This window comes from Lacipirellula limnantheis (assembly GCF_007746075.1).
GTDB classification, from domain to species: Bacteria; Planctomycetota; Planctomycetia; order Pirellulales; family Lacipirellulaceae; genus Lacipirellula; species Lacipirellula limnantheis.
Genome location: NZ_CP036339.1, coordinates 5,582,958 through 5,603,167, shown reverse-complemented (window position 1 = coordinate 5,603,167; position 20,210 = coordinate 5,582,958). Strand labels below are relative to the sequence as shown.

The 20,210-nt window shown below is 62.0% G+C and carries 19 protein-coding genes; 12 read left to right on the top strand and 7 right to left on the bottom strand.

Annotated features, from left to right (window positions below; all coding sequences use genetic code 11):
• The first annotated feature begins 202 nt into the window (after positions 1-202).
• From I41_RS21810 to I41_RS21785, 6 genes are all read left to right on the top strand, one after another.
• Positions 203-568 (top strand): hypothetical protein, encoded by a 366-nt coding sequence (locus I41_RS21810; protein WP_145435016.1) that lies wholly within the window; start codon positions 203-205, stop codon positions 566-568.
• A gap of 378 nt (positions 569-946) precedes the next feature.
• Entirely contained in the window at positions 947-1,276 is a 330-nt protein-coding gene (locus I41_RS21805) for a hypothetical protein (RefSeq protein WP_145435015.1), read from the top strand.
• 188 nt (positions 1,277-1,464) lie between these two features.
• Positions 1,465-2,736, top strand: coding sequence for a lipid-A-disaccharide synthase (gene lpxB / locus I41_RS21800; protein ID WP_145435014.1), 1,272 nt, complete (start codon positions 1,465-1,467; stop codon positions 2,734-2,736).
• Positions 2,737-2,872: 136 nt separating this feature from the next.
• Positions 2,873-3,652, top strand: a complete 780-nt coding sequence (locus tag I41_RS21795) for a site-2 protease family protein (protein WP_145435013.1) — start codon at positions 2,873-2,875, stop codon at positions 3,650-3,652.
• A gap of 349 nt (positions 3,653-4,001) precedes the next feature.
• Positions 4,002-4,571 (top strand): hypothetical protein, encoded by a 570-nt coding sequence (locus tag I41_RS21790; RefSeq protein WP_145435012.1) that lies wholly within the window; start codon positions 4,002-4,004, stop codon positions 4,569-4,571.
• A 399-nt stretch (positions 4,572-4,970) separates the two neighbouring features.
• Positions 4,971-5,114, top strand: a complete 144-nt coding sequence (locus I41_RS21785) for a hypothetical protein (protein WP_210421031.1) — start codon at positions 4,971-4,973, stop codon at positions 5,112-5,114.
• A gap of 220 nt (positions 5,115-5,334) precedes the next feature.
• On the opposite strand, the gene I41_RS21780 is transcribed toward I41_RS21785, so the two are convergent.
• On the bottom strand, positions 5,335-6,414 hold the full coding sequence (locus I41_RS21780; protein WP_145435011.1) for an Mrp/NBP35 family ATP-binding protein: 1,080 nt from the start codon (positions 6,412-6,414) through the stop codon (positions 5,335-5,337).
• 480 nt (positions 6,415-6,894) lie between these two features.
• Here I41_RS21780 and I41_RS21775 point away from each other — a divergent pair, with 480 nt between their 5' ends.
• On the top strand, positions 6,895-8,160 hold the full coding sequence (locus I41_RS21775) for a M20 family metallopeptidase (RefSeq protein ID WP_145435010.1): 1,266 nt from the start codon (positions 6,895-6,897) through the stop codon (positions 8,158-8,160).
• A gap of 77 nt (positions 8,161-8,237) precedes the next feature.
• Here I41_RS21775 and I41_RS21770 read toward each other — a convergent pair whose 3' ends face one another.
• The gene (locus I41_RS21770; protein WP_145435009.1) at positions 8,238-8,564 is read right to left on the bottom strand and encodes a calmodulin-binding protein; all 327 of its coding nucleotides are present in this window, start codon (positions 8,562-8,564) and stop codon (positions 8,238-8,240) included.
• Positions 8,565-8,946: 382 nt separating this feature from the next.
• Between I41_RS21770 and I41_RS21765 the strand changes: the two genes are divergently transcribed.
• Positions 8,947-9,693: a GDSL-type esterase/lipase family protein gene (locus I41_RS21765; RefSeq protein ID WP_168207082.1), complete on the top strand. Its 747-nt coding sequence runs from the start codon at positions 8,947-8,949 to the stop codon at positions 9,691-9,693.
• A 6-nt stretch (positions 9,694-9,699) separates the two neighbouring features.
• Here I41_RS21765 and I41_RS21760 read toward each other — a convergent pair whose 3' ends face one another.
• The 5 genes from I41_RS21760 to I41_RS21740 form a co-directional block, all read right to left on the bottom strand.
• Positions 9,700-10,482, bottom strand: a complete 783-nt coding sequence (locus I41_RS21760) for an MBL fold metallo-hydrolase (RefSeq protein WP_145435007.1) — start codon at positions 10,480-10,482, stop codon at positions 9,700-9,702.
• Between the two features lie 194 nt (positions 10,483-10,676).
• Entirely contained in the window at positions 10,677-11,606 is a 930-nt protein-coding gene (locus tag I41_RS21755) for an NAD-dependent epimerase/dehydratase family protein (protein ID WP_168207081.1), read from the bottom strand.
• Positions 11,607-11,767: 161 nt separating this feature from the next.
• A complete protein-coding gene (ruvX, locus tag I41_RS21750; RefSeq protein WP_145435005.1) occupies positions 11,768-12,226 on the bottom strand; it encodes a Holliday junction resolvase RuvX in 459 nt (152 codons plus the stop codon).
• Between the two features lie 88 nt (positions 12,227-12,314).
• On the bottom strand, positions 12,315-13,397 hold the full coding sequence (locus tag I41_RS21745; protein WP_145435004.1) for a mannose-1-phosphate guanylyltransferase: 1,083 nt from the start codon (positions 13,395-13,397) through the stop codon (positions 12,315-12,317).
• A 109-nt stretch (positions 13,398-13,506) separates the two neighbouring features.
• Positions 13,507-14,631 carry a thiamine phosphate synthase gene (locus tag I41_RS21740; protein ID WP_145435003.1) on the bottom strand — a complete coding sequence of 375 codons (1,125 nt, stop codon included), beginning with the start codon at positions 14,629-14,631 and terminating at the stop codon, positions 13,507-13,509.
• A gap of 559 nt (positions 14,632-15,190) precedes the next feature.
• On the opposite strand from I41_RS21740, the gene I41_RS21735 reads away from it, so the two are divergent.
• From I41_RS21735 to I41_RS21720, 4 genes are all read left to right on the top strand, one after another.
• Positions 15,191-15,832, top strand: a complete 642-nt coding sequence (locus tag I41_RS21735; protein WP_145435002.1) for a tetratricopeptide repeat protein — start codon at positions 15,191-15,193, stop codon at positions 15,830-15,832.
• Positions 15,833-15,924: 92 nt separating this feature from the next.
• A complete protein-coding gene (locus I41_RS21730; protein ID WP_145435001.1) occupies positions 15,925-18,495 on the top strand; it encodes an ATP-dependent Clp protease ATP-binding subunit in 2,571 nt (856 codons plus the stop codon).
• Between the two features lie 140 nt (positions 18,496-18,635).
• Entirely contained in the window at positions 18,636-19,064 is a 429-nt protein-coding gene (locus I41_RS21725) for a hypothetical protein (protein WP_145435000.1), read from the top strand.
• A 317-nt stretch (positions 19,065-19,381) separates the two neighbouring features.
• Positions 19,382-20,158: an MlaE family ABC transporter permease gene (locus I41_RS21720; protein ID WP_246133891.1), complete on the top strand. Its 777-nt coding sequence runs from the start codon at positions 19,382-19,384 to the stop codon at positions 20,156-20,158.
• Positions 20,159-20,210: the final 52 nt, after the last annotated feature.

The window sequence follows — 20,210 nt, the reverse complement described above, 5'->3', positions numbered from 1 at the left end:
GCGAGGCTGGGCCGTGCGGCAGACGCTGCAAATTGCGACCAAATGTCGCGGCTCGCTTAAAAGTTCCTTGACCCGGACAATGCTAGCCGTGAAGAATGCGAGGACCCGCGAAACTTGCGGGGCGGCAGGCGGTTACATTGAAATCGGATCGTTGAGCCAGCGTGGCGTTACATCCGGTTCGTTTCACAGGAGCAAGATTCGTATGAAGAGCCCATGGTGGATTGGCCTTGGCCTAATGTCGTTGGTAGCGTTCTGTACAGCTGTCGTCGCAGCCGAAGACGATTGCAAGATTAAGGACAAGGACGCCGCATCGCTCGTCGCCGACGACTGCTGTGAAAAGGATGGCGACTGCGAGAAAGACGGAGAGTGCGACAAGGAAGAGCTGCTGGCCGACGAAGAGTGCGAGAAGGATGGCGATTGCGAGAAGGATTGCGACAAGGAAGAAGAACTGTTCGCCGATGAAGAGTGCGAAAAAGACGGCGACTGCGAGAAGGATGGCGATTGTGAAAAGGAACTCTTCGTTGATAAGTGCAAGAAGGGCGACAAAGACGGCTCGCTCTGCGCCTAACTGACCTGCTATCGATACTCAACGCGACCTGCGCTGAGTATCGACAGGGCGTTTCCTTTAATGGAGACGCTCTGTTTTTGTTGGCGGACAGTTCGCCTCGATTGAACGCAAGAATTGGTTGCGGTAGGGCCATCCCGGTTTTGTCGTTTGCACTTGCAGCGCGGGCGAACGCGTCACGCGCTAACGGCCCGCTGGCAATAATTGCAGATAGTCGTACGAGGCCTACCCAAGACCGTATTTGACTTTCGACATTTCGTTTCGAAAGCCCCGCGCCGGTTTGCATTCCCTCTGAAAGCGAAGCAAGTTTTCGTGACAGAACTTGCCGGTCGCCCGTCGAGGCGGCCTGACACTTCTCAATTCTTTTCTGGGGGTGCTTTGATGACGTTCAATCGTTTGACCGGGACCGCGTTGTTGTCCGCATTGGCGCTGTGGATGCTTCCATGCGCTGCAGACCAAGCGTCGTCCCTGACGCTGTCGACCGACGAACAGCATGAAGACGACAGTGAAGGCCATTTCCTGATCAGCGACGATAGCAAGCAGCATGACGACCATGAAGGCGATCTGCTGGCCAATGACGACGAAAAGCACGACGACCATGGCCGCTTCCTCGCCAGCGACGATGACGATCACGAAAAAGACGGCGACCACGGCAATCTGCTGGCGGACGACGACCAGGACGACGAACACCACGATAAAGATCTTGCCTAGTTGAACGAAGCGAGCTGGGCCGCGCGTTTTGAGTCGTGGGCGGGCGTGACTTCAAGAGATCGCCCGCCCATGCTCGCTTAGCCGGGGCATCCACGGGCGCGCCGCCCAAAATTCGAGCTTTCGCCAATCGCCGCATTTTGCCATACTCCCGCCCCCTCTGTTGGGTCTGAGAGTCAGGGAGCGATGGCGTGAAAATCTTTTTCTCCGTTGGCGAACCGAGCGGCGACCTACATGGCGCTAACCTCATTCGCGCGTTCCAACGGCGGCATAGCGATTGGGAGTTCGTCGGCTACGGCGGGCCGCGCATGGCAGCGGCTGGTTGTGAACTGCACGCCGACCTCACGCAGCTGGCCGTGATGTGGATCGCCCGCGTCTTGGTGAACCTCCACAAGTTCATTGGCCTGCTCGTTCGAGCTGACCGCTATTTTCGCGACGCGCGCCCCGATGCCGTCGTGCTGATCGACTATCCCGGTTTCAACTGGTGGATCGCTCGCCGCGCGAAGGCCCGCGGCATCCCGGTGATCTATTACGGCACGCCGCAGGTATGGGCGTGGGCGAGCCACCGCGTGAAGAAGATGCAGCGGTTCGTCGACCATGTTCTCTGCAAGTTGCCGTTCGAGGAGCAGTGGTTCCGCGAGCGCGGGTGCAACGCCACGTATGTCGGCCATCCTTACTTTGATGAGCTGCGCAATCGGACGCTCGATCAGGAGTTTGTAATAGAGCTAGAGAAGAGCGAAGGGCCGCTTGTCACGATCTTGCCTGGCTCGCGGACGCAAGAAGTCGAACTGAACACCCGCTCCTTCCTCCAAGCGGCGCAGTTGATTGCTCGGCAGGTTCCCAAAGTGCGGTTTGCCGTCGCGGCGTTCAAGGAATCGCAGGCGGCGACGATCCGGCACTTGATTGATCAGATGGGCATTGCCGCGGATGTGTACGTTGGTCGCACGCCCGAGTTGATTCACGCCGCCGCCTGTTGCATGGCTTGCAGCGGGTCGGTGTCGCTGGAGTTGCTCTATCATGCCAAACCGAGCGTCATCCTTTACCAAGTTTCGCGATTCGGTTACTTCATGCAGCAGCGCTACCGCCGCGTGCGGTACATCACGCTGGTAAATCTCCTGACGGCGAAGGAGATCGCCACGCCGCGTCCCGCGCACATTTATGACAAGAACGATCCGTCCGACGCCCACGCGCTGTTGCCGGAGTATTTGACGCGCACCGACAAGTCGGCGGAGCTCGCAGGGCACTGCATCGCATGGCTGACCGACGCTGACGCCCGCTGGGGAAGGGAGATTGCCTTGCGGCAGCTCCGCGACCAGCACGCCGGGGGCGGAGCATCGGAGCGGGCGGCGGAGTACATTGCCCGCGTGCTGCTTCCAAGCGGCGGGAAAACGTTGACGACAATTGCCCAACCCGCCGGCGCGGCGTCGTCAAGGCACGCAGCGCCCCTTCGTCGCGCTTCGTAGCGCGTTCGTGCCGCCCCGCTGGTTGCGGAGGGTTTGTCGGCTACCGCCCGTGGCCAATTGGGTTGGCTACAATAGGGATCAATTGCGGTTCATTGGTTGACCCGGCAACGAGCCCCTTCCTCAACTCAGCGCATCCATGTTTCTTTCCGAACCGCCGCCAAGTCAGGGCGACGTCCGTTTCCGCGTTTTCGGCTTTCCCGTGCGCGTTCATCCCTATTTTTGGTTGGTGACTGGGATCATGGGGCTGCGTTCGGGCGACCAAGGGACGCGGCCAGCCGAACTGCTCACCTGGGTCGGGGTGGTATTCGTCTCGATTCTGGTGCACGAACTGGGGCACGCCGTGATGCAGCGGCGCTTCGGCGGACATCCGTGGATCACGCTCTACGGGTTGGGCGGGTTGGCCTCATGCGATGATTGCGATCGCAGCTCGCGCAGCCAGATCATCATTTCGATTGCCGGGCCTGCGGCTGGATTTTTGCTGGCAGGCATTTTGATCGCGGTGATGAGTCTGTCGGGATACCAGGCGTCAATTCAATGGGCGGCGCGTCCTGACGTTGCGATGCTGCAGCCCAGCGGATTCGCTCTCTATCGCCTCTGGGTCGTGTGGGAGCGCCTCCCGACGCAGTTCGCCAATTCACTTGTGTTCGATGCGTTGTTCGTCAACATCGCCTGGGGAATCATCAATTTGCTGCCGATTTACCCGCTCGATGGCGGGAGGGTGTCGCGTGAACTACTTACACTGAAGAACCCGCGAGATGGAATTGTGCTCTCCCTGCAGATCTCGGCCATCACGGCCATCGCGATGGCGATCGTCGGCGCGGTGGCATGGCAGAGCATCTATACGGCAATCATGTTTGGTTACCTGGCTTACTCGAATTACCAAACATTACAGGCGTATCGCGCGAGTCGTTGGTAACGACTCGCGCGGAAGCCGCTGGACGACGTCGACGATCAATCAACGCACCACGTCGAACGCAGTCCGACTTTCACATTGGCATGTGCACGCAGCAATGAGCGAAACCGCGCCCGACACTCTCGGCCTTGCATCTCAGATTGAGACTCGCGAACCGCAGCAGCGCGTCGTGTTGCTCGGCGCGAGTAACCTCTCGATCATGTTTCCAACGATCGTTGAAACGTTGCGCGCGATGTTTGCGTATCCAATCGAGCTTCATGTCGCAAAGGGTTTTGGCAGGTCGTATGGCCTGCATTCCAAATTTTTTGGAAAAAAATTTCCAGGAATTTTATCGAGCGGATTATGGCCCGCATTGAACCGCGCGCGACCGTTGCCGACGGTGGCGATCGTCGCTGACGTCGGGAACGATTTGGCGTACGAAGCGCCAGTCGAGAAGGTCGTTGAATGGATCGAACGCGCGCTTGATCGACTCGCCGTGCATGAAGCGCAGGTGGTCCTCAACAACGTGCCGATCGAGTCGCTGCGGCGCGTCGGCTGGGCCCGCTACCACACGTTGCGCGAGGTCCTGTTTCCGAGTTGCAAGCTCTCGCATCAGGAGATGTTGCGCCGCGCGGAATCGCTGAGCGAGCGACTCGCGGAGGTCGCCGCAGCGCGGGAAACCCCGCTTTTTTCCGGGGAAAGTGACTGGTATGGACTCGATCCGATCCACCCGCGGTTGAAGTCGGCGGGCGAGATTTGGCGCCGCATGTTGGGCGCGATCAGCGGCGTCGGCGAGGTCGCGACGCTCGCTCGGCCCAGCGCACGCACGACGCTCCACTATCGACGCTTGAGGCCGCTTGAGTGCGCGCAATTCGGTCTCACGCGACGCGCCGAGCAGCCGGCGATGCGCGCCGTCGACGGCACGACGATATCGATCTATTGAATCGTCCGCGCATGCAATGAACGACGCGCGAGGCGCGCGTGGTCGATGCTGATCGGAGTCATGCGAGCCGCGCCGCGCGGGAGGTGCATACCGCGCTGCGCGCCGAAAATCCACAAAAAAGTGTTGCAGAAAACTAAATCATGCGTACAAATACCACGAAGACATGGACGTGGCGTTGTCAACCATTTGTAAACGCTGTAGTTAGTTGGGATGCATTGGTTAACAGATCGGGTAACCAAAGTTATTCGGATCGCAGACGCGGCCATGCTCGATGACGAGCGCGATACGACTTGTCGCCCTGGACGGGCGGCACGTGTTCTTTGGAAGGCGACGACGAGAAACTTCTCCTCAAAGTTGACGAGAGACGCGTCGCCTAGACCTTTTTAAGGAGGATTGACTGTGGCCAAGAAGAAGAAGGCTGCCAAGAAGAAGGCTGCCAAGAAGAAGGCAGCCCCCAAGAAGGCAGCGAAGAAGAAGACCGCCAAGAAGAAGGCCGTCAAGAAGAAGACCGCCAAGAAGAAGACCGCGAAGAAGAAGGCCTAAGTTCCAACCCTAGGTTGGAGTTCGACCCTTTTCGCGATTTGCGAATCGAGGGATCGTTGCCCTTAGCGGGCAGCGGTCCCTTTTTTTGTTGGAGGCGGCAGGCTACAGACCACCGGCTGCAGCGGTTGGGGGTTGCCGCCGGGGTTCAGCAAGCTGGTTTGACGCCAAGCCGCCTGCACTCTTCTTTCTGTAGTCTGAAGCCTAAAGCCTGCAGCCTCGTCTACAACACCGACAACGTCGGCAACGGCGGCGCCGACGCCCGATCCATCGCCAAATTCCGCACCAGGTTGTAGGCGACGCGCTCGAAGTAAGGAGCCGCCTCGATGTCGCCCAGGTTGCCGGCCGTCTGCCCGGCGTCTCCCCGCTCGCGGATGGGGATCTGAATCGGCACTTCTCCCAAGAACGGCACGCTCAACTCCTCAGCCTTCGCCCGCGCGCCGCCGTTGCCGAAGATGTCGTAACGCTTGCCGTTGTCGGGGCAGAGGAAGTAGCTCATGTTCTCGACGACGCCGAGGACGGGGATGCTCACCTTGTTGAACATCGCGATCGCCTTCACTGCGTCGAGCAGCGCCACGTCTTGCGGCGTGCAGACGACGACGGCGCCGGTGAGCGGGATTGCCTGCGAGAGCGTCAGCGCGATGTCGCCCGTGCCCGGCGGCATATCGATGATCAGGTAGTCGAGATCGCCCCAGGCCGTGTCGCGCAGGAACTGCGTGATCGCACCGTGGAGCATCGGACCGCGCCAGACGACCGCTTCTTCCTTCGGCACGAGAAACGCCATGCTCATCACAGGCATGTCGTTGCAGTCGACCGGCTGCAGCTTGCCGTTCGATACCATCGGTTGGCCCGTGAGGCCAAGCAGATGCGGCACGCTCGGTCCGTAGACGTCGGCGTCCATCAAGCCGACCTTCGAACCGGCGCCCTTCAGTGCGATGGCAAGCGACACGGCCATCGTGCTTTTGCCAACGCCTCCCTTGCCCGAGCCGACGGCGATGACGCTCTTCGCGGTGAGGCCAATCGCTCCGATTGGCTCGGGCGGCCGAACGAGTTCCACGATCTCGATGGTCGCTTCGGGAGAGCCTGGAAGCTGCTCGCGGAGCCGATCGCGGATGGCATGCCGCGTTTCGCCCCAGAGCATCGCTGAGTGCGAGGTGAGCGCGATCGTCGCGGCGACCTTGCCGTCATTGACCGCGACGCTTTTCACCTGTCCCATCGTGCCGAGCGGGCGACCGGTTTCGGGATCGGGGAATTGCTCAATGAGAGCGCGGGCCTGGGCGGGGTCGATATTTTCAACGGGCATGGCGGAGTTCCTGGCAGAGGGCGCGGCGACCGTCGCTGGCCGCTGGCGAATCCCCTACCATACCCGAGGCGCGGGGGCCTTTGGAACCGCCGGATCGCACTGTTGAACCGCCAATGACGCCAAGAGCGCCAAGAAAAAGACAAGAGATGTGGAACCGCCGATGAACGCAGATAAACGCCAATAAGAATCATCTGCGTACGTCTGCGTTTATCCGCGGTTCCATCCTTCCCTTTCTATTCTCCCCCGTAATTCCCTGGAGGCTAAGTCTTTTCGGAGAGCGCATAAAAAAGCCCCTCCGCGAGTGGGGCAGCAACCCGCGGAAGGGTGTTTGCGCAGGGGTTATCCCACGCAAACGCTAAGTGTATCCTCTGCGGGGGCGACTTGCAATCAATTCCCCGCGAATTCGGGGCCCAAATCGCAACTCGTTGCCACTACAGAGTTTCGCCATGGCTACAATTGCCGCCGTCGGGGGGAGCCTGCGTGCCCAGAAACGTCGTTGAACTCCTTTGCGATCTCATTGCGTCGCCCAGCGTGAATCCCCGGCTCGCCCCGCCCGGATCGGTCGGGGCGGGCGAACAACAGGTTACCGACTGGCTCTGTCGGTTCGCGGCCGACGCCGGCTGGCGGTGGGGGCTGCAGCCCGTCGAGCCGGGACGGTCCAATTTCTTCGCGCTCGTCCCTGGCGGTCGCGGCGACACGCTGCTGTGGGAGGTCCACCAAGATACGGTGAGCGTCCAGGGGATGACCGTCGAACCGTTCCAAGGGAAGGTGCGAGATGGTCGCGTCTATGGTCGCGGAGCATGCGACGTCAAGGGTTCCATGGCGGCGATGTTGGCGGCGCTGGTGCGAACGAGCGCGCTGCCTGTCGCGGAGCGCCCGAACATTTTGTTGGCTTGCTCTGTGAATGAAGAATGTGGTTTCAGCGGCGCCCGAGCGATGGCTGAGCTGTGGCGTGGCGACCACGCGAGCGTCGCTGGCCCGGAAGCCTCTGAAATGCCCGCGCTAGCCCCGCCCGGCGAGGGAGGGGGAGAGCTTTCGTTGAGCGAGATCGCAGCGCTGCGGCCTTCGTTTGCCCTTGTTGCCGAACCGACAGAGCTGCATGTGGTCGTTGCACATCGCGGCGTCGCCCGCTGGCAGTGCACCGTCCATGGCCGGGCGGCACACTCGTCGCGGCCGGAAGAGGGGGCGAATGCAATCTACGCGATGGCGGGAGTTGTGCGATTGATCGAGCAGTTCCATCGCGAGACTTTGGCGGCGCGCCCCGCCGACCCGTGGTGCGGCGCCTCAACAGCGTGCGTCACCACGTTTCACGGCGGCACGGGGCCGAACACGATTCCTGATCTCGCCGTCGTCGACGTCGATCGACGGCTCTGTCCTGACGAAACGCCTGAAGCCGCCTACCGCGAACTAGTGACGTGGCTCGACGAGCAGGCCGCGCTGGGCGAGTGTCGGCTCGAGCATCACGCTCCCTGGATGCAGAGTCGCGGCTTGCACTTCGCGGCAAATCGCGAGTGGGCCGAGCATCTAGCCGCCGTGACGCGTACGGTGGGCGTCGACAGCCGGCTGATCGGCGTTCCCTACGGAACGAATGCCGCGTCAATTGCCGCGGCGGGCATTCCGACGGCCGTCTTGGGACCGGGGTCGATCGCGCAGGCCCACACCGTCGACGAGTGGATTGCCGTCGATCAACTCGAGCTCGCGGCAGAAATCTACTACCGCATCGCCTGCGGCGCCGACGTGGCGTAGCCCAACGACAATTAGCCCCCGGTCAGCGACCGGGGGCTAAGTGCGATTGTTTGCGTTGCTACGTCGTCACGCCGAGATCAAAACACGTCGAGCACGAAGTGGTGCCCGCTGTGGAACTTCCGGCGGTTCGGGTAGTAGTTGTGCCACTTGCGGTTGTAAACCGGGATCCGCATTTCGGGCGGATAGCGGTAGTACAAACTATCCGCACTGCGGTAGTACTCGCTCCCCCAGTAGTTCTGGGGATAGTAGACGTACGGGTAGTGATAGAAGCGATTCCAGTCCTGGGTCGTGTAGGTGCCGGACCAATTCTGGCCGTAGGCCTGCTGGGCCTGAGCGGTATCGGCGGCTCCGAACGTAGCGCAGCCGACGCCGACGCACGCGGCGAAAAGAATCTTGCGAAGCATGAAAGTCCCCCCCTCGCTCATGGCGGCGCGAGCCCGTGCAGGCGGACTCCAGCGCGTAGAAGCGTTATGGGGAGAAATCGGCATGGGAGGCGGCGTCGGTTGAGGGAATATCCGTCAGAACCGGCATAATCGGACCGCCCCATCGCGGGCCGTTCCCTTCCGCCCCGTCCCCCCTCCATGCCACCACGCCCATTTCGCCGCGTGGCGCTAGCCCCCGGGTCGCCTGGTCCCCGTTGCATAGCGCCCGTCGCCCCCACGCCCGCCCCAAGCGGACGGGCTAGATGGCCGCAACGGTCGGAGATGCGTGCTAGCGGGGCGGTGGGCGCTCGCGTTCTAATGGGGGATCTACCGCTCTGTGTTCATGTATCGCCGAGATCCACCGATGTCATTCTCCCGTTTCGCCGCGACCTCCGCGCTGTTCCTGCTCATGCTGGCCCCGCGCCTCGCCAGCGCTCAAACGGCAAGCGCTGAGAAGCCCAAGCCCGCCGAAGCAAAATCTGCTCCCCCAGTCGATCTGGGGGCCCTCTTCCGCATGCACTGGACCAATCGCACCAACGCCTTCCGGATGCAGAACGAGCAGTTGCAGTTCGCCGTGTTGCTTGGCGACAGCATTACGGAAGGCTTCGAGGTCGCTAAATACTTCCCCGGCCGTCGCGTCCTCAACCGCGGCATCGGCGCCGACGTCATCGGCAACGACCTGCCGACCGAAGATAACCGCGGCGTGCTGAAACGGCTCGACGAGTCGGTCTTCAATTGCTCAGCTACCGACGTCTTCCTGATGATCGGCATCAACGACCTCGGTTCGGGCCGCAGTCCCGAGACGATGGAGCAGGGCTACCGCGAGATCCTCCAGAGGATCAAGACAGAAACTCCGCGGGTGCGCGTCCACGTTCAATCGGTGCTGCCGACGCGCGACAATTACGCCAAGCACAACGCCAACGTCGTCGACTTCAACGGCCGGCTGAAGAATCTGGCCGAAGAGTTCGGCTACGACTACCTCGACATTCATGCCCTGATGGTCGACGACAAAGGCGAACTGAAGATCGACTACACCGGCGACGGGCTTCATCTCAATGAAGCGGCTTACAAGGTCTGGCTAGCCGAAGTCGAGCGCGTCTTGAAGTGGTGAACGCTGCTACGCCGGCAATTTTCCTTCTAACAGCTCATCCTCCCAAGCATCCATCAGCGGCCAGTCAACGGCGCAAGTGCCGAAGTCCGCCATGTGGAGGTAGCCTTCGAGGCGGGCAATCGTCTTGTCGAGCTGCGCGTTGTCTTTCTTGAAGACCGGCCCATGGCTCGGCAGCAGCCATTTGACGTCGCTCGCCTTGATGCGCTGGAGCGACTTGATGAAGTCGGCGATGCTGCTGCCATGATGAGCGTCGATTGCCCCGACGCAGCCGTCGCGGAACAGATTGTCGCCGGAGAACAGCAATTCGCCCATCCGGAAGCTGAGCTGCCCGTCGGTATGGCCGGGGGTGTGCCAAACTTCCAGCTCCAGCTTGCCGACCTTGATGACGTCGCCGTCGTTGACTCGATTCTCAACGACGACAGGCGGCATTTCGAGGTCGATTCCCTGGGCGTCGATCTGCGCGAATGTGGCGAGCCGGTCGCCCTTTTCCAACATGTCGGCCGCCGCCGGGTGGGCGGTAACGGTCGTCTTGAACATCTGCTTCACCTTCGCCAGACCTTGGATGTGGTCGACGTCGGCATGCGACGCGATGAGCGTCTTGCACTTGCTGAACGGGAAATCGAGCTCGCGAATCAGCTCGACGCATTCGTCGACCGCGTCTTCGTAGCCGATGTCGAGCAACGCCCACTCCGTCTCATCGTAAATCAGGTAGACGCTGCAGCCGATGCGGCGACGCGCCTGATGATTCAGCTCGATGACGTGAGGGAACAGGGGGGTCCGTGGTAGCATCAGATCCGTGGATGACGGGGCAGGGGGGCTAGGAGGGAAGCAGCCAAATTCTACGGGGGTCGGTGGGCGGTGTGCAACCATAGCCCACAGCAGGGCGGATTCGCCCACCTTTCAGAGCCGCCAAGCCGCGCGACCAAACCCCAACGCCCATTTAGCCGCGGGCGGCGGCCCGCGACCCGCCGCGAGCGGCGGGGCTAATTGGCCGCATCGGCTTGGAGAATGTGTGCCAGCCCCTCGCGGTAGCTGGGGTACTGGAGCGAAATCTGCGCCTCGTCCATCCACGCCCGCAACTTTGCGTTGCTCACCCGCTTGTCGGCGCCGGCCCGCGCCACGGCGGTCGAGTCGGCTGCGGGCGTCGTGAAACGGGGCGGCGGAGCGCCGACGAGCCGCGCTGCCTCCGCGTAGTATTCTCCTCGCACGACCGGCGAGCCGTCGCTGACGCAGAAGATGTGTGGGCCGTCGCTCGCGGCGCGTTCCGCCAACCAGCGATCGATGCCGACGACAATCCGCGCGGCGTCGTCGACGTGAATGAGATTGAGCCACCCTGCGCTCGGTGCCGCGATTGGCTCGTTGGCGCGAAGCTTGTCGAGATAGGGAACGCGGCCGGGACCATAAATGCCGGCCAGCCGGAGAATCGCACTTCGTCGGCCAAGCGGATGGGCTCGCAAAATTTTTTCCGCGGCGAGCGACGCCTTGCCGCCGTCGCGGTGCGGATCGGGCAGCGTCTCCTCATCGACCCAACCGCCGCCCGCGGCGCCATAGACGCCCGTGGTGCTAATGTAGATGGCCCGGGTGACGCGCGGGGACAACACGGTGAGGACATTGCGAAGACCTTCCGCGTATACCGTCTGAATGTCGGCGTCGGCAGTGCGATCAAATCCGACGGAGTAGAGGAGTGCTTCAGCTGATGTACCGCTTAGTGCCGGCGGGTGCGCGAGCCAACTCAATGTTTCCGGCTTGGTGACGTCAGCTTTGCAGGCCCAATTCGGCCCTGCTGCGACCCATTCCGGAGTCGGATGGTCGCGTCGCGTACTAGCGATCGAATACTCGCCTGCTTCTCGCCAGAGCTTGATGACGCGACCACCTAGATAGCCGACTCCGATAATGATTCGCGTTATCGGCAAATTTGTACTCCTAAAGCGCCTAGTTAGCCGCGAAAAGTCGCAAAACTCACAATAAATAAAAACATGCTCCTCGGAGTACCGACGAGCATGCCACCCGTAGAACTTTTTTTTCTCTGCCCTTTTTCGCGTCTTCTGCGTCTCTTCGTGGCCAAATGCATTTGCTAATCAATTGACTCCGGCAGTTCCTGGCTCTTGGCGCCCGCTTCGAGGTAAGCAGTCAGCATGATCTGCGCCGCTAGCTGATCGAGCCGCTCCTTCCGCCGCTTCTTCGTCAGCCCGGCCCCTAGCAGCATCTCTTCCGCCTCAGCGCTCGTGTACCGCTCGTCGAAGTATTCCACGGGTACGCCGGTCAACTTCGCCAGCCAGTCGCCGAAGTTGCGCGCCTCCAGCGACTTCTGACTCTCGCCCCCGCTCAAGTGAACCGGCAGCCCCACGACGAACCGCCCGATCCGCTCTTCCTTCGCGAGCGTCCGGAAGTACTCGGCATCGAGCCGTTCGCTCCGGCGATTGTAAGTCTCGTACGGCCCGGCAATGCCGACGGACAAATCCGCTGTGGCAATGCCGATGCGGACCGTGCCGTAGTCGATGCCAGCGATGCGGAGCGAGGGGGACGTAGCCAAGGGTGTCGGGAGCCTTTTGCCACTGGCAAGTTCACTGGCAAAGGAGAGCCTCCAGTGGCAAAAGGCTCCCGACACCGTCGACGCATGCCTACAAATACTCCTTCCACCCCTTCGCTTCCAGCAACTTCACCACTTCTCGCACCGCCTCTTCATCGTTCTTATTCGCCACGAGCGTCGCATCGGGCGTGTGCACCACGAGGCAATCCTTCATCCCGATCGTCACCACCAGATGCTTGTCATCGGTGCGCACGATCGTCCCAGTGGTGTTGATGCCAATGTGCCGCCCCACCACCGTGTTATCGAACCGATCGGTTCCTGCCAGCCGGGCGAGCGATTGCCAGCTTCCGAGGTCGTCCCAGTCGTACGGCGCCTCGATCACGGCGACATTCTTAGCGTGTTCCATGACGGCATAATCGATCGAGATGCCCTTGATCGCCGTGAACTCGCGCTTGAACACCTCGTGCTGCTGCGGCGTGCCCCAGGCGTCGCCAATCTTCTGCAGGTGGGCCAGCATCTCCGGCTGACGTTCTTTCAAGGCATTGAGAATCGTCTTCGCCTTCCAGATGAAGATGCCGGAGTTCCACAAGAAGTCGCCCGAGTTGACGTACTCGGTAGCCGTCATCTTGTCTGGCTTCTCGCGAAATCGCTTCACGACGAACGTCGGCGCCGCCTCGTCGTGAATGTCGATGCGGGCCCCGCGCTGGATATAACCGAAAATCTCCGCTGGGTAGTTCGGCCGAATGCCGAAGGTGACGATCTGATCGGGAGTTTTTTTGATCAGCGAGACCGCCTGCCGGATCGAGTCCTGAAATCGGCTGGCATTGCGAATGACATGGTCGGCCGGGAGCACGGCCATGACGGCGTCGGGATCTTGCTTCGCGACCAGCAGCGCCGCGAGCCCGATACAGGGCGCCGTGTCGCGCTTGCAGGGTTCGCCTACTAGCGACGTCTCGGGCAACTCGGGGAGCTGTTCGCGGAGCGTGGGAATGAGCCGCTCGTTGGTCACGATCAGCGTTTGCGCGGGGGTCACCAATTCGCCGAGGCGATCCACCGTTTGGCGGATCATCGTGTGCTTGCCGGCAAGCGCGAGCAACTGCTTCGGCATGTCGGCGCGGCTCGCCGGCCAGAATCGCGTGCCGGCGCCGCCAGCCATAATCACTGCGTAGAGCATAACGTTTGGGAGTGCAAGAGTAGCCGCGAGTCAAGAGCTCGCCGGAGCGACGTCCAATGGAAGTACGCCATTCTACTCCCTTGAGCCGGCGCGGTGCCACTCGCTCTTGCTACCGATGCAGCTGCGTACGCAAGGCCATTGCGGCCGCTTGCGGCTCCGCAGCGCCCGTCACGGCAGACGCAACCGCCAAGCGCGACAAGCCCGCGGAGATTACGTCCGCCGCGTTTTGCTGCGTGATACCGCCGATGGCGAACGCCGGTAGGCGAATTTCCGTAGCCACCTCGCGGACGAACGCCAGTCCTGGAAAGACTTCGAATGACTTCGTCTGAGAAGGAAACGTTGGCCCCACCCCCAGGTAATTGGCGCCGTTGAGCACCGCCGCCCGAGCCTGGTCGATCGAGTGGGTCGAAACGCCGATCAATCGGTGCGGGCCGACAATCGCCCGGGCATCCTTCACCCGCAGGTCGTCTTGCCCCAGATGAACCCCATCGGCTTCCGCGAGCGCCGCAATGTCTGGCCGGTCGTTGATAATGACCAGCGGCGAGCATTTTTCTGCCCCGGGCTCCGGCGGCGGAGAGTCCCGCGATCGTTCGTCCATCCCGTCACCGCTGCAACCCCCCGGCGGAGCCGGGGGCTGACTCGCAATCGCGACCAAACGGCGCGCCCGCGACAACAACTCGCGGTCGTCTAACCGCTTGTCACGCAACTGAAGCACGTCGACCCGCGCCGCCACCAATTTTTCGACCAGCGCCACAAACGCCGCTTCCGAGTCGCCGCCGTCGATCAGCACATACAGCCGCGACTCTGCCAACCGATCGATGGCGTTAACCGTCCGCCCGAGGGCAGCTTCTAGCGTGTAAAGCCAGTACCGCAGCCGCTCAAACTCCCCCGCCGCATGCGGGTTCGCGACCTTAGAAAACTCCTCCAAACTCCGCAGCGACTGCTTCACCCGCTCCAAACTTGCGACGCAGACCTGCCAGGCGTCGCCGCGCATTCGTTCACTCAGCGTCGAAACGGTCGTGCCGACGTCGGCTTGCGTGTCCCGAGCCGCGTGACGCTCGGCGAGCGGCAGCAACGACCCTGCCGCCGCCAGATCGTGCCGCAGGCGTTTGAGCTGCTCCGTCAAATGCCGGTCGTCGAGGACGAACCGCACATAATCTTCGACGACGCGCAGCCCCTCGGTTGCCCGGTTGAGGGAAGCGTCGAGAACGCGAATGGCGGCGTGGTCGATCATAAATTCATATATAGCCCAACCAACCCGCCCGACCAGCCATCCATCGCTGCAGCCCGCTAGTCGGAGGGCCACGCCCTCCGGGACGAACCAGCCGAGCCGCTCAGCCAGGCAAGTCCCACCGCGCCGCCGCCCGGACCATGTGGCGGTCCGGCTGGCTTGCCGACCCTTCTCCTACCTTTCTGGGAGCGAGTGGCGAATTCTTTTCACTATCTTATGGAGACCCCCAGCGGAGTCGCTTCTTCCTGCTATCACGCCTCAAACCGACCTCGCCGCTGGCCGGCATTATCGTTATCTTCCCCTTCTTCCCACAACGAGCCATGTCGCGAAGCGGGGCGGCACGCACCCGGTGGGCGTGCGCGGCAGAATCGCGCCCCGTTATCACAGTTCAAAACAGCCTAACCCTGTACGCCCCTTGCGGTTGCCTTGATTCAGCGGCGCCGCGGGCTAGACTTTCACACCGCTGTCGCCGACGAGTCGGGGGATCACGCACTCAGAGCGTGTCGGAGATGCCCTCGGCTCGCGGTACGCGGGTGAGCGACGGCAGGAGAGACATCCGATCGTGCCGCAGCCCAAACTCCACTGGTCGGCTTATCTCTGGCCGGGCCTGCCGCAACTCTGGACGCGGGGGTCTTGGGCCGGTTTGACGCTGGCGGTAGGATTTACCGCGCTGATCAACGCGCTTGCCGCGACGACCTTCGTCTGGAACGAATGGTTGCCGGTGCGAATGCGGTGGATCGCGCTGGGGGCAGCGGGCGTGATTTGGCTGCTGGCCTGGCTCGAAGGCCGAGCCGACTGGCGGCGACTTTTGTCTGAACTGTCGGCGGGAGACGACGCCGCGGCCAGTCTCGACGAACGCCATGACGCCTGGTTTCGCGAGGCCCAGGCGGCCTACCTGGCTCACGACTGGGTTTCGGCGGAACAGACGCTGCTAAGATTACTGAAGAACGACCCGCGCGACGCGGAGGCCCGCTTGATGCTGGCCACCCTGTTGCGACACGAACAACGAACGGACGCTGCCCGAGAGCAACTCGACCGCTTGGAATTGCTCGAAACGGCCGCGGCGTGGCGACATGAGATTGCGCAAGAGCGCGAACGACTTCGTCCCGCTAGCGTAGTAGAGGACAAGATTTACGAACTACCGACCAAGGAAGCGTCGACCAATACAATCGCCGCTGCGTCTGACGGGAAGATCGCCGCGTAGTGTGAACGTCGTCCTGAGCGATGCGAAGGATGACGCAGATCGACCGCCGCCCGACGCATCGGCTTAGGGACCACACCAGGGGAGGAAGGGCTATGTACGAACGGTTTACCGACCGCGCCCGCAAAGTGATGCAGCTCGCCAACCAAGAGGCGCAGCGCTTCAATCATGAATACATCGGCACCGAACACGTGCTGCTGGGCCTGATCAAAGAAGGCTCCGGCGTCGCTGCAAACGTGCTGAAGAACCTCGACGTCGATCTGCGCAAGATTCGGCTTGAGGTCGAAAAGCTCGTCCAGTCGGGGCCAGACATGGTCACCATGGGCAAGCTTCCGCAGACGCCGCGCGCCAAGAAAGTCATCGAATACTCGATGGAAGAGGCGCGGCATCTCAATCACAACTACGTCGGCACCGAGCACATCCTGCTCGGCCTCCTGCGCGAGCAGGAAGGAGTCGCCGCGCAAGTTCTCATGAACCTCGGGCTCAAGCTTGAGGAAGTCCGCGAAGAAGTTCTCAACCTGCTGGGCCACGGCTTGGAAGGCGAAGAGAGCGGCGGTCGCGGCCGCGCCGGCAACGGCGGGAGCGGCGGCGGCGGTGGCGGCGAAGGCGGCGAGGAACGCGGTGAACGCGGTAAGTCTTCCAAGAGCAAGACCCCGGCGCTCGACAGCTTCGGCCGCGACCTGACCGAACTCGCTCGGCAGAAAAAGCTCGATCCGGTCATCGGCCGGGAGAAGGAAATCGAACGCGCGATCCAGGTTCTGTGTCGCCGCACGAAGAACAATCCGGTCCTCCTCGGCGAAGCGGGCGTTGGCAAGACGGCCATCGTCGAAGGATTCGCGCAGCGCGTCGTCGACGGCAACGTGCCGGAGATTCTGCTCGACCGGCGGATCGTGGTCCTCGACCTGGCGATGATGGTCGCCGGCACGAAGTACCGCGGTCAGTTCGAAGAGCGGATCAAGGCGGTGATGAACGAAGTTCGTCGCGCGAAGAATACGATCCTGTTTATCGACGAGCTCCACACGCTCGTCGGGGCCGGCGGCGCCGAGGGCGCCATCGACGCCTCGAACGTATTGAAGCCCGCGCTCGCCCGCGGCGAGATCCAGTGCATCGGCGCCACGACGCTCGACGAGTACCGCAAGTACATCGAGAAGGATTCGGCGCTCGCTCGCCGGTTCCAAGAAGTGATGGTCGAGCCGACTTCGGCCGAGGACACGGTGAAGATTCTCGAAGGTCTCCGCGACCGCTACGAGGAGCATCACCGCGTGCAGATCACCGACGACGCGATTGCCGCGGCCGTCGAGCTGTCGAACCGATACATCACCGGTCGTTGCTTGCCGGACAAGGCGATCGACGTGATCGACGAGTCGGGCGCTCGCGTCCGACTCAAAAGCATGTCGAAGCCGCCGAATCTCAAGGAGATCGACGAGGAGGTCGAGCAGCTCAACCGCGAGAAGGAAGAAGCGGTCGCTAATCAAGATTTTGAGAAGGCGGCTTCCCTCCGCGATCGGGCCGACAAGCTCAAGAAGAAAAAGAACGACATCACCCGTCAGTGGCGCGAGAAATCGCGCGAGAATGGCGGCGTGGTCGATGAAGAAGTGATCGCGGAAGTCGTCTCCAAAATGACCGGCATCCCGCTCACGCGGATGACGACCGAAGACACGATGCGCCTCATGCAGATGGAGGACGAGCTTCACAAGAAGGTCATCAGCCAGCACGAAGCCATCAAGGCGATCGCCAAGGCCGTCCGTCGCAGCCGCAGCGGGTTGCAAGACCCCAAGCGGCCGACGGGCACGTTCGTCTTCGCCGGGCCGACCGGCGTCGGCAAGACGTTGCTCGCCAAGGCGCTGGCCGAGTTCATGTTCGGCGATGAGGACGCCCTCATCCAGATCGACATGAGCGAGTACATGGAGAAGCACAACGTCAGCCGGCTCATCGGGGCGCCCCCCGGGTACGTCGGCTACGAGGAAGGCGGTCAGCTCACCGAGCAGATTCGCCGTCGCCCGTACGCGGTGGTTCTGCTCGACGAAATCGAGAAGGCCCATCCCGAAGTCTTCAACATGCTGCTGCAGCTTATGGAAGAAGGCCGGCTAACCGACAGCTTTGGTCGCAGCGTCGACTTCCGCAACGTGATCCTCATCATGACCACGAACGCGGGCGCCGAAGCGATCAAGAACGAATCGGCCTTCGGCTTCCAGAAGCCGGACGAGGACGCGGGCTACGAGAACATGAAGAAGCGCGTGACCGATGAGATCGAGAAGGTTTTCCGTCCCGAGTTCATCAACCGCGTCAACGACATCATCGTGTTCCATCACCTGACGACCAAGGACCTGAAGGAAGTCGTCGACCTGGAACTCTCGAAGGTTCGCAAGCGTCTGAACGAGAAGGGCCTCGTGCTCGAACTCGGCGACGACGCGAAGGAATTCTTGATCAAGAAGGGTTCGAACACCGACTACGGCGCCCGTCCGTTGCGTCGCGCGATCGAATCGTTCGTCGAGGATCCGCTGGCCGAGGAACTGCTCAAGGGCGAGTTCAACGGCAAGGACACGATCCGCGTCGAGGTCAAGAAGGTGGGCGACAAGAAGCAGCTCATCTTCGAAGGCCTGAAACTGCGCGGCGACGCTCCGGAGCCGGTCGGCGCCGCCGCAGGCGCCGACGACGCCGAGTAAGCGCCAGTTGAGCAAACGCCAGCTGAACAAAAGGCGAGCCGCCGGGTTAATCCCGGCGGCCCTCCAGTTCAACATTTAAAAACGTCCCTTGTAGCCCCCGGCTCTTCAAGCCGGGGGCTATTTTCGTATAGGCTCACGCCATGCCCAAAGACTTCGACGCCCCCGACTTCGATGCACTCGATGACGAGCCAACGGTCGCCGCCAAGCCGGGCGATTTTTGGCGCCAAGGACACAAGCGCCCTTGGTGGCAGTGGAACGTCATCACGCTGTTTGTGGCGCTGTTCGTGCTGATCTGGTTCCGGGAACTGGCCGGCATCAGCCAGACCGCCACCTGGATGATCTGCGTCGCCGTTATTGCCGTCTGGGCGCTGGGGCCGGCGTTCTCTTTGGAGTTAATCACCATCGACGCCTTTGGTCCGGATCGCACAAGTGCCGGCCGCGTGACGGCGTACCTGGGATCACTCGCCATTCTCGTCGGCATCATGGCCTTCGCCGGCATCCACATCGGCATCTTCAGCGTGCTAGCCGCGATCCTCATGGCGATCGCCGCCCGCTCCCGCCACGCTTAAGGCAGGCTGATACCAGCCAAAGCGTCATTCTTCGCTCTGCTCAACATGGCAACGCGCCCGGCTGCTAGCAGGCTCGGCTCGTAGCTCAGAACCGCTGCTGCCCGCAGGGTTTGCTCAAGCCGCAAGGCTTCATGCGTCGAACCAAATGTTGGCAGCCTTTCCGTCGCCGCGGGCGCGTGCGCATCTGCGGACTCCTCTTCACTGCTGGCACTCACTCGATGTCCACCGGCGCGTCATATCCGAACCAACGCTCTCAGGGCGGTCCCCTCTGGCGGATCAGCGAGGGGATCGCCGACTTCGGCGCCGTCGTGATCCGGATGATTGAGGGGCTGGGCGACATCACGCTTTTCGCGTGGAGCGCCATCCTCTGGATGTTCAGCCGTCTGCCGCGGCGCGACACGCTGATCAACAGCATGTATGCGATCGGCGTGCAAAGTCTGCCGGTCGTCGCCATCATCGGCGCCTTCACGGGGATGGTGCTCGCGGTGCAATCGTACACGCAGTTCCGCAACTTTGGCCTCGAGACGCAACTCGGCGGCGTCATCAATAAATCGATGTTCCGCGAACTTGGGCCAGTGCTAGCCGCGACGATGCTCGCCGGCCGCGTTGGTAGCGCGATGGCGGCCGAACTCGGCACGATGCGGGTGACTGAGCAAATCGACGCCCTCTCGGCGATGGGGGCGAACCCGATTCACTACCTCGTCGTGCCGCGGTTTCTCAGCTGTCTGCTGCTGATCCCGTCGCTCACGATCATGGCGATCTTCATGGGCGTCATCGGCGGCGCCTTTTACTGCGTGCAATTCCTGGGAATCGACTATCACCACTACAGCACCAACTCGCAGCGCTTCGTTGAAAACTGGGACCTCTTTTACGGCGTGGCGAAGAGCGTCGTCTTCGGCGCGGTCATCGGCATCATCAGCTGCTACCGCGGCTTCAACTGCCTTCCCGGCGCCGAGGGCGTTGGCCGCGCCGCGACCACCGCGTTTGTTTACTCGTTCGTTTCGATCATCATTCTCGACCTGCTGCTGAGCATCGTCCTCGATCACATTTACCTGGCGATCTGGCCGGTGGCGCCGTCGTTGTTTGGGGGGTGAGCGTCCGTTGTCAGTGGTCCGTGGTCAGTTGCTGCTGTCGCATGGATCGACT

Coding starts and splice junctions, on each gene's coding strand:
- I41_RS21810 (WP_145435016.1), top strand. CDS start 203: ATGAAGAGCCCATGGTGGATTGGCCTTGGCCTAATGTCGTTGGTAGCG.
- I41_RS21805 (WP_145435015.1), top strand. CDS start 947: ATGACGTTCAATCGTTTGACCGGGACCGCGTTGTTGTCCGCATTGGCG.
- I41_RS21795 (WP_145435013.1), top strand. CDS start 2,873: ATGTTTCTTTCCGAACCGCCGCCAAGTCAGGGCGACGTCCGTTTCCGC.
- I41_RS21780 (WP_145435011.1), bottom strand. CDS start 6,414: ATGCCCGTTGAAAATATCGACCCCGCCCAGGCCCGCGCTCTCATTGAG.
- I41_RS21770 (WP_145435009.1), bottom strand. CDS start 8,564: ATGCTTCGCAAGATTCTTTTCGCCGCGTGCGTCGGCGTCGGCTGCGCT.
- I41_RS21765 (WP_168207082.1), top strand. CDS start 8,947: ATGTCATTCTCCCGTTTCGCCGCGACCTCCGCGCTGTTCCTGCTCATG.
- I41_RS21760 (WP_145435007.1), bottom strand. CDS start 10,482: ATGCTACCACGGACCCCCCTGTTCCCTCACGTCATCGAGCTGAATCAT.
- I41_RS21745 (WP_145435004.1), bottom strand. CDS start 13,397: ATGCTCTACGCAGTGATTATGGCTGGCGGCGCCGGCACGCGATTCTGG.
- I41_RS21740 (WP_145435003.1), bottom strand. CDS start 14,631: ATGATCGACCACGCCGCCATTCGCGTTCTCGACGCTTCCCTCAACCGG.
- I41_RS21730 (WP_145435001.1), top strand. CDS start 15,925: ATGTACGAACGGTTTACCGACCGCGCCCGCAAAGTGATGCAGCTCGCC.
- I41_RS21725 (WP_145435000.1), top strand. CDS start 18,636: ATGCCCAAAGACTTCGACGCCCCCGACTTCGATGCACTCGATGACGAG.
- I41_RS21720 (WP_246133891.1), top strand. CDS start 19,382: ATGATTGAGGGGCTGGGCGACATCACGCTTTTCGCGTGGAGCGCCATC.